9 protein-coding genes are annotated in these 12,125 nt (G+C 69.7%); 7 read left to right on the top strand and 2 right to left on the bottom strand.

Annotated elements, in window-relative coordinates:
- The first annotated feature begins 13 nt into the window (after window positions 1-13).
- Window positions 14-1,015, top strand: a complete 1,002-nt coding sequence (locus ACFZA2_RS07835) for a LacI family DNA-binding transcriptional regulator (RefSeq protein ID WP_391402866.1) — start codon at window positions 14-16, stop codon at window positions 1,013-1,015.
- 31 nt (window positions 1,016-1,046) lie between these two features.
- Here ACFZA2_RS07835 and ACFZA2_RS07830 read toward each other — a convergent pair whose 3' ends face one another.
- Window positions 1,047-2,381 carry a septum formation family protein gene (locus ACFZA2_RS07830; RefSeq protein ID WP_391402863.1) on the bottom strand — a complete coding sequence of 445 codons (1,335 nt, stop codon included), beginning with the start codon at window positions 2,379-2,381 and terminating at the stop codon, window positions 1,047-1,049.
- A gap of 444 nt (window positions 2,382-2,825) precedes the next feature.
- On the opposite strand from ACFZA2_RS07830, the gene ACFZA2_RS07825 reads away from it, so the two are divergent.
- The 6 genes from ACFZA2_RS07825 to ACFZA2_RS07800 all read left to right on the top strand — a co-directional run bounded on the left by ACFZA2_RS07825 (window position 2,826) and on the right by ACFZA2_RS07800 (window position 10,702).
- Window positions 2,826-3,851 (top strand): LacI family DNA-binding transcriptional regulator, encoded by a 1,026-nt coding sequence (locus tag ACFZA2_RS07825; protein ID WP_391402860.1) that lies wholly within the window; start codon window positions 2,826-2,828, stop codon window positions 3,849-3,851.
- Window positions 3,852-3,944: 93 nt separating this feature from the next.
- On the top strand, window positions 3,945-5,234 hold the full coding sequence (locus ACFZA2_RS07820) for an ABC transporter substrate-binding protein (protein ID WP_391402857.1): 1,290 nt from the start codon (window positions 3,945-3,947) through the stop codon (window positions 5,232-5,234).
- A gap of 68 nt (window positions 5,235-5,302) precedes the next feature.
- On the top strand, window positions 5,303-6,187 hold the full coding sequence (locus tag ACFZA2_RS07815; protein ID WP_315993934.1) for a sugar ABC transporter permease: 885 nt from the start codon (window positions 5,303-5,305) through the stop codon (window positions 6,185-6,187).
- A gap of 5 nt (window positions 6,188-6,192) precedes the next feature.
- The gene (locus ACFZA2_RS07810) at window positions 6,193-7,089 is read left to right on the top strand and encodes a carbohydrate ABC transporter permease (protein WP_391402854.1); all 897 of its coding nucleotides are present in this window, start codon (window positions 6,193-6,195) and stop codon (window positions 7,087-7,089) included.
- Window positions 7,086-8,126 (top strand): NAD(P)-dependent alcohol dehydrogenase, encoded by a 1,041-nt coding sequence (locus ACFZA2_RS07805; RefSeq protein ID WP_391402851.1) that lies wholly within the window; start codon window positions 7,086-7,088, stop codon window positions 8,124-8,126. The genes ACFZA2_RS07810 and ACFZA2_RS07805 overlap by 4 nt, the downstream gene beginning before the upstream one ends.
- Entirely contained in the window at window positions 8,123-10,702 is a 2,580-nt protein-coding gene (locus ACFZA2_RS07800) for a family 78 glycoside hydrolase catalytic domain (RefSeq protein ID WP_391402848.1), read from the top strand. The genes ACFZA2_RS07805 and ACFZA2_RS07800 overlap by 4 nt, the downstream gene beginning before the upstream one ends.
- Window positions 10,703-10,736: 34 nt before the next feature.
- Here ACFZA2_RS07800 and ACFZA2_RS07795 read toward each other — a convergent pair whose 3' ends face one another.
- Window positions 10,737-11,930, bottom strand: coding sequence for an NAD(P)/FAD-dependent oxidoreductase (locus tag ACFZA2_RS07795; RefSeq protein ID WP_391402845.1), 1,194 nt, complete (start codon window positions 11,928-11,930; stop codon window positions 10,737-10,739).
- Window positions 11,931-12,125 lie beyond the last annotated feature (195 nt).

Below are 12,125 nucleotides of genomic sequence, written 5' to 3'. Positions count from 1 at the left end.
GACGCACGAGACCGTGGTCGGCATCGACGACGTCGCCCGCGCGGCGGGGGTGTCGACGGCCACGGTCTCGCGCGCGTTGAGCGGGCGCGGCCCTGTCTCGGCCGCGGCGCGCGATCGCGTGGTCGCCGCGGCCGAGAGGCTCGGCTACGTGGTGTCGGCCGCCGCGTCGAGCCTCGCCTCGGGACGCACGAGGGCAGTCGGGGTGGTCGTGCCCTTCCTCGACCGGTGGTTCTTCAGCACCGTCCTGGCGGGCATTTCCGACGCCCTCGTGCGCCAGGGCTACGACATCACGCTCTACAGCGTCAGCGCCGACCCCGCCGAACGCCGCCGCGTCTTCGACGACCACCTGCGCCGCCGCCGGATCGACGCGGTCATCACGATCGCCCTCGAGCTGGATGCCGAGGAGTCGGCGTCGCTGCGCGGCCTCGGCGTCCCGATCGTCGCGATCGCCGGACCCAACCCCCTGCTGACCACCCTGACCGTCGACGACCTGGCCGTCGGTCGCCTCGCGACGACGCACCTGCTCGAGTTGGGGCACCGCCGCCTCGCGCACATCGGCGCGGATGCCGTCATCGACGCCGGATCCACCGTGCCGTCGTTGCGTCGACGCGGCTTCGAGGAGGTGCTCGCCGAGGCCGGGATCGCCGACGCCCGCTTCGAGCCGGCCGACTTCACCATCGAGGGCGGGTCGGCCGCAGCGACGCGCGCCCTCGAAGCCGCGGATGCGCCGACCGCGCTGTTCGCGGCATCCGATGAGATGGCCATCGGCGCGATCCTCGCCGCGCGCGAGCGCGGGCTGCGCGTGCCCGAGGACGTCTCGATCATCGGCGTCGACGGACACGAGCTCGGCCGCTGGTTCGGGTTGACCACGGTCGACCAGTTCGCGCGGGGCCAGGGCGAACGCGCCGCGGACGCCGTGCTCGCCGAGCTCGACGGGGCCGAGCCGGCCCGGGGTCGGGGAACGCTGCCGTTCGAGCTGGTCGACCGCGGCTCGACGGCCGCTCCGCCTCGGTGACGCGGGGCGGCCGGGCGACGGACGACGCGTCTCAGCGAGCGGAGCCCCGTAGCGACCCGGTGGTCTGATCGACCTCGGGGTCGTAGAGCATGCAGGAGATCTCGCGGTCGCCCTCGGCCCAGGTCTCCGCGGTCGGCGAGACGTACGTGTAGGCGAGCGTCGACTGCTCCCACGGAACACCGACAAAGTCGGGGTAGACGGCGTCGCAGCCCTCGTACGCCGACGACTCGATCGCGTCGTCACCGGGGAAGGCGCCGTCGGCGAGGAAGAAGCCGCCGAAGACCTCGTAGGTGTGCGGCTGGGCGCAGTCGACCAGGTTGGAGGGGGAGATGAAGCCGCTGGGGATGTCGTCGAGGCACGCCCCCACGGGCAGCGTGTACGCACCACCGGGCGCCTGCTCGCTCGGGCCGATCGTCACCCCTCCATCGCCCGGTTCGGCGGGCAGCTCGAAGGGATCGCTCGAGGAGGACGCGACGCCGGCACCGAAGACCGCGAAGAGCACGAGCGCGAAGATCGCGACGATCGAGAGCACCGTGATGACGCCGCCCGCGATGATTCCGCCGATCGCGAGGCCACGGCCTTTCTCGCCGGTGCGCTTGATCTGGGCGAGGGCGACGGCCCCGGCGATGATCCCGCCGATCGGCAGCACGAAGCCCATGATGATCGCGGCGATCGCCACGCCGTTCGTGCGTTCGGAGGTCCCGGATGCCGCGCCGGGAGCGTACGGCGACGCTCCGACCCCGGAGGGCGAGGCTCCGGGCGCGTACGGCGTATCCGACGGCGCGGCCGCTCCCGGATAGCCGGGGTACCCGGAGGCACCGGAGTATCCGCTCGGCGGTACCGGGGGCGTTCCGACGTACGGCGGGGCGGGGGCTGTGGGCTCTCCCTCGGCGGCCGGCGGCGCCGGAGCGACCGGCGCGGGCCACGCGGGGACGGACGCGCCCGGGGCATCGCCCGGCGAAGGAGCCGCGGCATCCCCCGATCCGGTGGGGGCAGCCTCCGCAGCATCGACGAGAAGGCCCTGAGACGCGAGGCGCCGGCCCGCGAGGTGCGCGGCTTCGCGAACGACGTCGCCCGCCTTGGCGGCGCCGATCGCCCCACCCTTGAGGAACCCGCCGGCGGTCGAGTGCTCGAACGACGCGAGGGCACCCTCGGCTATCTCGGCGAGGTGCACGTCGAACCGGACGTGCATGTCCTGCCCGGCGAACGCGCCCGCGACGAGCGTCGTGCCCAGGCTGCCGCGCGAGACGTCGAGCGATCCGCCCGGGGTCGGCTGCACCGAGAAGCCCTGCTCGGTGAGAGCCGCCGCGACGGCGTCGCGGGCACGGTCGACGGGCAGGGTGAGACGAAGCTCGGCGGTGGCCATGGGTGCTCCCGGGTGTCGCGCGCCGCGAGACTCACAGCGCGCGTCCAGGTTAGACCCGTCGCGCGGTGGGATGCCCCTGCCAGGGCCGCGAGTGCGGGACCGACCGTTGCGCTGCCCGCGTCACCCCCATGCGTGACCTCGGCTCGCGCGCCGTCCACCGCCGCGTCTCCGCGTCGCTCGCGCAGGATCACCCGCGCGCGCCGCTCGCGGGGCGACGCGGATACTCCGCGGACCGTCCGCCCCGTGATGGCCGACCTCCGTGGATCGGGACGCGAGCGGGTCGCGCGGATATCGCGGCTCGTCCTCGAGGATCGCCACGGAGGCGTCGAGCGCTCCGGTCCGCGTTGAAGCGCATCAAATCGATCGCGCCGATCGGTTAGCATCCATCTCAGAGTCACGGCGGTCGAAGGGGGCGTGGTGCAGCACACGAGGCGAACGCCGAGCATGTCGGATGTCGCGCGCGCTGCCGGGGTGGCGCTGGGCACCGTGTCGAACGTCTTGAACCACCCCGACAAGGTCGCCCCCGCCACATTGGAGAGGGTGCAGGGGGCGATCGAGCAACTGGGTTTCGTGCGCAACACGAACGCCCAGCAACTCGCCGCGGGGCGATCGCGCAGCATCGGACTGGTCGTGATCGACATCAGCAACTCGCTCTTCGTCGACATCGCGCGCGGCGCACAGCGGTACGCGTCGGAGCTCGGCATGAACGTCCTGATGGCCAACAGCGACAACAGGGCAGACCAGCAGCGAGCGGATCTCGACTTCTTCGACGGAGCTCGAGTGGGGGGGATCCTGCTCGCTCCGATGGAGGACGCCGGAGAGGACGTCGCGCGCATCCGCACCCACGGTCGGCCGACCGTGGTCCTGAACTTCGATACGGGGCGCAACGACTGCTGCCAGGTCCTCGTCGACAACGAGGAGGTCGGCTACCTCGCGGCGCGACATCTCATCGACAACGGACGCACCCGCTTGGCGTTCGTCGGCGGTCGGGACTATCTGCAGCCCGTCGCGCTTCGGCGCCGCGGGGTGAGGCGCGCCGTCGCCGAGGAGGGCGGGCGCGTCACCCTGCAGGAGGTCCCGACGGAGAACCTCGATCCGCCGGGAGGGTTGCGGGCGGCCGAGGGACTCGTGGAGGACGTCCGTCGCGGCCGTCTCGACGGCGTCATCGCCGTCACGGACCTGTTGGCGATGGCGATCATCCAGGTCTTCGGCGCCCGGGGCGTCGAGGTGCCGAGAGACGTGGCGGTGATGGGGTGCGACCACAACTCCGCCGCCTGGGGCGGCATGATCCCGCTCACATCCGTTCAGATGAAGGGTCTCGACATGGGGCGCGAGGGACTGCGCCTGCTCCTCGCCGAGATCGATGAAGACCCTGCTGAGCACCGACATGTCACCACGATGCTGCGCCCCGAGTTGGTCGTGCGCGAAAGCACCGTCGGGCGCGAGCGGGCCACGCCACTTCGAGACTGAAGCGTTTCAAAAATGAGCTGACGCGTCTTCTGCACCCATGCATAATCCTCTTGAAGCGCTTCAATGATCGAGGCGCATTTTCAAGGAGGAAAAGTGTCCACAGCATTCCCGCGCTCGCGCCGCATGGTCGCGATCACCTCGCTCGGTGCCGCCGGGCTCCTCGCCCTCACCGCGTGCGCCGGCGGCGGGTCGGCGGGTGCGACATCGTTCTCGTTCCTGGTCAACCAGGAGAACACGACCATTCCCGAGCTGCTCACCAGCTTGAGCACCGACCAGTGCAAGGCCGAGAACGACGCCCAGCCGCTTCAGGTCGAGACGGTGCCGCAGACGCAGCTGGACCAGAAGCTGCAGCTGCTCGCCGGCCAGAACGCCCTTCCGGCGCAGTACGCGGCGGGCAACGCCCCCGCCTTGACCAAGGAGCTCGCCCAGGGCGGTCAGGTCCTCGACCTCGACAAGACCTTGACCGACCTCGGGGTCATCGACCAGATCGAGCCGGCCGCCATCTCGACCATCGAGCAGCTCTACGGCGGATTCAACGTACTGCCGTACCAGTACAACATCGAGGGCGTCTGGTACAACAAGCAGCTGCTCGCCGATAACGGCATCGATGTGCCGAGCACCTGGGACGAGCTCTCCGCCGGCGCAGCGAAGCTGCAAGCCGCAGGTGTCCAGCCTTTCTCCGCCTCCGGCGAGCAGGGGTGGCCCATCACCCGCCTGATCAGCGGCTACATCTTCCGCGACCTCGGCCCGGACGCCCTGCAGAAGGTCGCTGACGGTGACGCCAAGCTCACCGATCCCGAGTACGTCGCGGCCGCTCAGGCCGTCGCCGACCTCGGCGCCAACGGGTACTTCGGTCAGGGCGTGGGGTCGATCGACTACGACACGGCCTTCAACACCTTCCTGACCGGGAAGGCCGCCTTCTTCTACATGGGCAGCTGGGCATTGGCGAACTTCGCCGACGAGTCGGCGAACCAGATCGGCTCCGACAACATCGGCTTCATGCCGTTCCCCGACGTCGCCGGCGGTGCGGGAGACTCGAGCCAGACCCCGGCGAACGTCGGACTCCCGATGGCCCTGTCGGCGAAGGCGTACACCGACGACACCGGCAAGTGGCTGACGTGCATCGCGAACAACTACGGTGCGCAGTCGCTCTCCGAGGCCGATACGATCTCCGGCTTCAAGGTCAATGGCGACGTGCAGGTCGACGACCTCACCGCGCTCGTCCAGGACCGCATCGCATCGACGCAGGAGTCGGTTCTGTGGTTCGAGGCCCTCTTCAACGCCAAGGCCACGGAGACGAGCCAGAAGAACGCCGCTCAGCTGGTCACGGGCGCCATCTCGCCGGAGGACTTCATGAGCCTGGTCCAGGCAGACCTGGGCTGACCCTCGGGGAGGCGAGGGCCGTTGCGAACGGTCCTCGCCTCCGCCATCGATGCGAAGGAACATCCGCTATGCACAAGGTCCTCGGCGATAAGAGGGCGATCGCGCTGCTGCTCGGCCCGGCGCTGGTCGTCTACTCCCTCGTCATGCTCATCCCCGTGGTGTGGTCGTTGGGCTACACCCTCTTCGAGGGGAATGCGATCTCGGGCTTCGAGTACGTGGGCGTGGAGAACCTCGCACGCCTGTTCAGCGACCCGCGCGTGGGCGAGGCGCTCCGCTTCACCCTTCTCTACGCCGTGATCATCACCGCCGGCCAGGTGCTGCTCGGATATCTCCTGGCGCTGTTCTACGTGTTCGTCCTGCGCAACCGCGGCAGTGTCGTGCGTACGCTCGTCTTCTTCCCCGTGATCATCCCGACCGTGGCCGTCGCGCTGATGTTCCAGAAGCTGTTCGAGGTCGCACCGCAGACCGGTCCCGTCAACGGCATCCTGAACATGTTCGGAGTCGAGTCGATCGACTGGTTCGGAAGCCCGGTCAGCGCGATCGTCGTGCTCGTGATCATGGACCTCTGGCGCTCGATGGGCTTCTATGCGGTGCTGCTGTACACCGGCCTTCTCGACATCCCCGACGACATCATGGAGTCCGCCCGTCTGGACGGGGCCACCGGATTCCGTCTCGTCCGCAGCATCGTCTTGCCCCTGTCGCTGCCCGTGCTGCTGTCGTCGATCATCTTCTCCATCAACGGCACGCTCAAGGTGTTCGATTCGATCGTCGCGCTGACCAACGGCGGGCCGGGCACGGCCACCACGCCGCTGACCCTCTACATGTTCCAGACGTCGTTCAGCTACGGCGAGTACGGCTACGGCGCGTCCATCGCGCTTCTGCTGACGATGCTCTGCCTGATCGTGACCGTCTTCATCTTCCGGTCGTCGCGACGCGACGTCACGAAGGGCTGATCTCCATGTCCACCGCCACCTTGCCCAAGACCCCGACTTCCGTCGAGCGCGACCGTCGCCGCCCGCCGGTGCGCCGCGCGTCAGTGCGACGTCTTCCCGGAACGCTCCTCATCGCGCTTCTCGTCGCGATCGAGGTGCTGCCCCTGCTCTGGCTGCTCATGAACTCCTTCAAGAGCCAGGACGAGTTCCTCAATGCGCCCACCTGGGCCCTTCCGCGGGCACTGAACTTCCAGAATTACGCCGACGCCTGGGTGACCGGCAACATCGGCCACTACCTCCTCAACAGCATGCTCGCGGTCTTCCCCGCGTTGTTCCTCATGCTCGTGCTGGGCGTCGCCGCCGGATTCGTGCTGGAGGTCATGGTGTTCCGAGGGCGGGGCGGCATCCTGCTCCTCTTCCTCGCAGGGATCATGGTCCCGGGTCAGATGATCCTCCTCCCGCTGTTCTCCGTGTACTTCCAGGCAGGCCTCACGGGCTCGCTGTGGCCGCTCATCATCACCTACACCGCCACCGGGCTCCCCCTGACGGTCTTCATGATGGCGACGTATTTCCGAGCCATCCCGCGCGAGGTCTTCGAGGCATCGACGCTGGACGGCGCATCGATCTTCCGCTCGTTCCGCGCGGTCGCCCTGCCGATGGCGCGTAACTCGATCGTGACCGTCGGCTTGGTGCAGTTCTTCTTCTTCTGGAACGACCTGCTCATCGCCCTGACGTTCACCAACTCCTCGCAGCTCCGAACGGTGCAGGTGGGCCTGCTCAACTTCACGGGGCAGTTCGGCGCCACCCAGTACGGTCCGCTCTTCGCCGCCATCTGCATCAACGTCTTCGGCATCCTGGCGATCTACCTCGTTCTCAACCAGCGCATCATGGCGGGCCTCGCGAGCGGGGCGGTCAAGGGGTGAGCGCGGCGCAGCCCGTGCGCGCCGCCGTCATGACGGCGGTCGAGAAGACCGTCGTGGAGACGCGCGCGATCGCACCGCTCGGGGCGAGCGAGGTGCTCGTCGAAGTCCGATCGGTCGGCGTCTGCGGGTCGGATGTGCACTGGTACCGCGACGGCCGTATCGGCAGCACCGTCGTATCGGCGCCCCTGATCCTCGGCCACGAGGCGTCGGGCGTCATCGTGGAGGTGGGAGAGGGCGTTCCACCAAACCGGATCGGTAGCCGCGTGGCACTCGAACCGGGCGTTCCCTGCGGGAGGTGCGCCCTGTGCAGAGCAGGACGCTACAACCTGTGTCCCGACGTGCGGTTCTTCGCGACGCCACCGGTGGATGGCGCCTTCGCCACCCACGTGGTGACCCACTCGGACTTCGCCCACGATGTCCCCGACAGCCTGGACGACGACGAGGCGGCCCTGATCGAGCCACTCGCCGTGGCGATGTGGGCGGTCGGCAAGGCGTCGGTCACCGTGGGCGACCGCGTCCTGGTCAGCGGCGCGGGCCCGATCGGACTCCTCGTCCTCCAGGTCGCCCGGGCGGCGGGTGCCGACGTGAGCGTCAGCGACGTGGCCGGCGATCGCCTCGTCGCCGCAATGCAGGCGGGCGCGACCGACACCATCGACGTGAGTGCCGACGAGCTCCCCCCGGGCTTCACGGTACTCATCGAGTGCTCAGGCGTCGGTGCGGCGATCAGCACGGGGCTGGCCGCCCTCGGTCCCGCCGGTCGCGCCGTTCTCGTGGGCATGTCGACCGACGGGCAGACGTCCGTTCCCCTCGACGTCATCCAGTCCCGCGAGATCACCCTCACCGGGACGTTCCGCTACGCGCATCAGTATCCGGACGCCATCGCACTGGCGGCGAGCGGACGCATCGATCTGCGCCGGCTCGTCACCAGCGTCCATCCGCTCAGCGATGTGCACGACGCGCTCATGCTGCCGGGCCGCGATCCGTCCGCCCTCAAACCCATGGTCCACCCCCAGCAGGATGAGAATCCCCCCGCATGATCCAGGTATCCCCCGTCACGTTCGAGCACCTGCCGCGCGCCCTCGGCATCGGTGTCGCCGCACCCCGCCTGTCGTGGAAGACCACGGCTCCCGCCGGATGGCGCCAGCGCGCGTACGAGGTCGCTCTGTCCGCGGACGGGCGAGTCGAGACCACCGCTCTCATCGCCGACACCGACTCCGTGCTGGTCACCTGGCCGTTCTCCCCACTGACGTCGCGGGAGCGGGCCGAGGTGAGCGTGCGCGTGCACGGTGAGGACGGTTCGACGTCGGAGTGGTCGACACCCGCCCCCGTCGAGGCGGGGCTCCTGCTCGAGAGCGATTGGATCGCGTCGGTCGTGGGTCCCGACTGGGCGGAGGACGCGGAGGCCCTGCGGCGCCCGCCTCGCGTCCGCCGCGCCTTCGACCTCGTCGGTCCGATCGCACGCGCGCGGTTGTACGCCAGCGCGCACGGCCTGTACGAGGTCGAGATCAACGGCATCCGCGTCGGCGACGACGCGTTGTCCCCCGGGTGGACCGTGTACGGCGAGCGGCTGAGGTACTACACCTACGACGTGACCGAGCACCTCGTCTCCGGGCGCAACACCGTGGGGTCGTGGCTGGCCGACGGGTGGTACCGCGGCCGGCTGGGCTTCCATGGCGGATACCCGAACCTCTACGGCAGCGACATCGGTCTCATCGCCCAGCTGGAGATCGAATACGTCGACGGCAGCCGCGTCGTCGTCGCGACGGATGACGCCTGGGAGGTCGCGGCGAGCCCGATCGTCACCACCGGTCTCTACGAGGGCGAGCGGTACGACGCCCGTCTGCAGCAGGACGAATGGGCGGGCGCCGCCGACCCGTCGTGGAGGCCCGCGAGGGCGCTCCCGGTCGATCATGGAACGCTCGTCGCGCCCGAGGGCGCACCCGTGCGGTGCACCGAGGAGCTCGCTCCCGTCTCCGTCGTCCGGGGCGCGTCCGGAGGCTGGATCCTCGACTTCGGGCAGAACATCTCCGGTCGGCTGCGCCTGCGCGTGCACGCCGAGTCCGGGCGGGAGATCACGCTCCGCCATGCCGAGGTCCTCCAGGACGGCGAGTTGTACACGCGACCCCTTCGGGGCGCGGCGGCGACGGATGTGCTGATCACGGACGGCTCGCCGCTCGAGTGGGAACCTCGTTTCACCATTCACGGGTTCCGTTACGCCGAGATCGACGGGTGGCCGGGCGAGATCGCGCCTGGCGCGGTCGTCGCGCGGGTCTACCACACCGACATGGAGCGCACGGGCTGGTTCGAGTCGTCGGACCCGCTCCTCAACCGCCTGCACGAGAACGTCCGATGGTCGATGCGCGACAACTTCGTCGACATCCCCACGGATTGTCCGCAGCGCGATGAACGGCTGGGGTGGACCGGCGACCTGCAGGTGTTCGCCCCCGCGGCGTCATATCTCTACGACTGCTCGGGCATGCTCCGGTCGTGGCTGCGCGACGTCGCGGTCGAGCAGCTCCCCGACGGGACGGTGCCCTGGTACGTCCCCGTCATCCCCGGAGGCGACGAGTGGACGCCGATCCGACCGGGTGCGGCATGGGGCGACGTCGCGGTCCTGACCCCGTGGACCCTTTATCGCCAGTTCGGCGACGCGCAGATCCTTCGAGAGCAGTACGACTCGGCCCGCAGGTGGGTGGATCTGGTGGCTCGGCTCGCTGGGCCGGATCGGTTGTGGAACACCGGTTTCCAGCTGGGCGACTGGCTCGACCCGGCGGCACCGCCGCACGACCCCGCAGACGCCACAACGGATCGCTACCTCGTGGCGACCGCTTACTTCGCGTGGTCGAGCCGTCATCTCGCGAAGATGGCGGAGGTGCTCGACAAGGTCGATGACGCGCGCACGTACACGCGCCTGGCAGCCGAGGTGAAGGCAGCGTTCCGTCGCGAGTACGTGGCTGCTTCGGGCCTCCTGACCAGCGACGCCCAAACCGCCTATGCGCTCGCGATCGAGTTCGACCTGGCCGAGGGCGAAGAGGAGGTCGCCCGTTGGGGAGAGCGATTGGCGACGTTGGTGCGCCAGGGAGGGAACCGGATCGCCACCGGCTTCGCCGGAACACCGCTGATCACCGACGCACTGACGCACTCGGGGCATCTCGACGCCGCGTACGACCTCCTGTTCGAGCGCGAATGCCCCTCGTGGATGTACACGGTCCTCTCCGGAGGGACGACGACCTGGGAGCGCTGGGACAGCCTGCTCCCCGACGGGACGGTGAACCCGGGCGGGATGACGTCGTTCAACCACTTCGCCCTGGGCGCGGTGGCCGACTGGATCCACCGCACCGTCGGAGGTCTGGCTCCGATCGACCCCGGCTACCGCCGGATCGCCTTCCGGCCTCAGCCGGGCGGCGGTCTCACCTTCGCGCGCGCAGCCCACGAGACGCCCTACGGGCGGGCCTCGATCGCGTGGCACGTCGACGAGGGCGAGCTCCACGTGGACGTCGCGGTCCCGACCGGAACGACGGGTGTCGTCGCACTGCCGGGAGGCGAGACGTTCGAGGTCGGATCCGGAGTGCACACGTACACCGTGGCCGCGCACGTGCCGGCACCGGTGTGACGCTGTCTGTCGGCGCCGTGGCGGTTCGAACGCGTCAGCGGATACGGCCCACCAGGTCGTCGCGCGTCAGGGTGTCGGCCTCCGCCAGCACCGCGCGGGCGGCATCCCGGGCCTCTTCGACGTTCCAGAGGAGCACGCCCACGACACGGTCGTCGTCGAGGTAGTAGACGACCCCGTGGTCGGTGTCGATCCAGTCCTCCACCGTCTCGAGCGACGAGTCCAGGGTTCCGACCGCCTCGTACCGGATGCCGAACACCGCCGAGTAGTAGTAGGGGGTGTGCGTGTACGGCTCGGCGGCGCCCGCCAGGTTGCGGCCTGCGGCCTTGCCCTGCTCGTTGGCGTTGTCGACGTGCTCGACCCGGCGACGCCCGAGCAGGCGGTCGGGGTAGCTCGCCACGTCGCCGGCGGCGTAGACGTCGTCGACCGAGGCGCGCAGTTGCGCATCCACGTGCACGCCGTCGTCGACCGCGAGGCCGGCCTTCTCGGCGAGGTCGGTGGCCACCTCGATGCCCAGACCGCTCACGACGGCGTCGGCGCGCACCTCGTCGCCGTTCTCGAGGCGGAGAGTGACGCCGTCGGCATCCGCCGATCCGCCCTCGACCTTCGACCCCGCCACGATCTCGACGCCCGCGTCGCGGAACAGCGTCTCGAAACGCTCTGCGAGCGCCGCGGGGAAGACCGCGTCGCCCAGCACCGCACCGGTGTGGATGAGGACGGTGTCGACACCGTTCTGCACGAGGGCCGCCGCGAGCTCGGACCCGATGTACCCGCCGCCGACGACCGCGATGCGGTCGACGTCCTCGGCCAAGGCGCGAAGGCGCCGGTAGTCCTCCGCGGTGCGGAACGACAGCACCCGCTCGCCGTTCGATGCGTCGTCGACCGGGAGGGGCACGGGCTTTCCTCCCGTCGCAAGAAGGAGCTTGCCGTACGAGAAGGTCTCGCCGTCGGCGTCCACCTCGTGCTCCTCGGGGCGGACCGCCGTGGCGCGCGTGCGCAGCCGGATGTCGGCGCCGGTGTCGGCGGCGGTGCCCAGCGGCACCTTGTCCCACGTGAACTCGTCGTCGGTCCACAGCTTCTTGCTGAGGGCGGGGCGCGTGTACGGCTCGTCGATGTCGTCGCTCAGGATGCCGATCGATCCGTCGGCGTCGATCTCGCGGATGCCGCGCGCGGCGGTGTCGGCGACCATCCCGCCGCCGACGATGAGGTAGTCGAAGTGTGTCGTGGTCATGCGCTCAGCGTCCCCGCCCGACCTGACCGTGCGGGACGGCTTGCGGGAGTGTGCGGCATCCGGTAGCGCCCGTCCAGGTTCGGCGAGAAGCAGGTCGAGTGTCCACGACACCCGGACGGATTTCTTCGGCGTCCGGGTGTTCCGGACACTCGGGGGCGGGATGCCGGGGCGGGGCGGGATCGCGGGAAATGGAGA

Source organism: Microbacterium sp. NPDC007973 (genome assembly GCF_042958465.1).
Classification (GTDB): domain Bacteria; phylum Actinomycetota; class Actinomycetes; order Actinomycetales; family Microbacteriaceae; genus Microbacterium; species Microbacterium galbum.
Note: the sequence above shows the minus strand (reverse complement) of the source record. Positions and strands in the feature narration are given on the sequence as shown.

What these genes read in the sequence shown, in the direction of transcription:
- ACFZA2_RS07825 (WP_391402860.1), top strand. Translation starts at nt 2,826, where the DNA reads ATGTCGGATGTCGCGCGCGCTGCCGGGGTGGCGCTGGGCACCGTGTCG.
- ACFZA2_RS07795 (WP_391402845.1), bottom strand. Translation starts at nt 11,930, where the DNA reads ATGACCACGACACACTTCGACTACCTCATCGTCGGCGGCGGGATGGTC.
- ACFZA2_RS07810 (WP_391402854.1), top strand. Translation starts at nt 6,193, where the DNA reads ATGTCCACCGCCACCTTGCCCAAGACCCCGACTTCCGTCGAGCGCGAC.
- ACFZA2_RS07830 (WP_391402863.1), bottom strand. Translation starts at nt 2,381, where the DNA reads ATGGCCACCGCCGAGCTTCGTCTCACCCTGCCCGTCGACCGTGCCCGC.
- ACFZA2_RS07800 (WP_391402848.1), top strand. Translation starts at nt 8,123, where the DNA reads ATGATCCAGGTATCCCCCGTCACGTTCGAGCACCTGCCGCGCGCCCTC.
- ACFZA2_RS07815 (WP_315993934.1), top strand. Translation starts at nt 5,303, where the DNA reads ATGCACAAGGTCCTCGGCGATAAGAGGGCGATCGCGCTGCTGCTCGGC.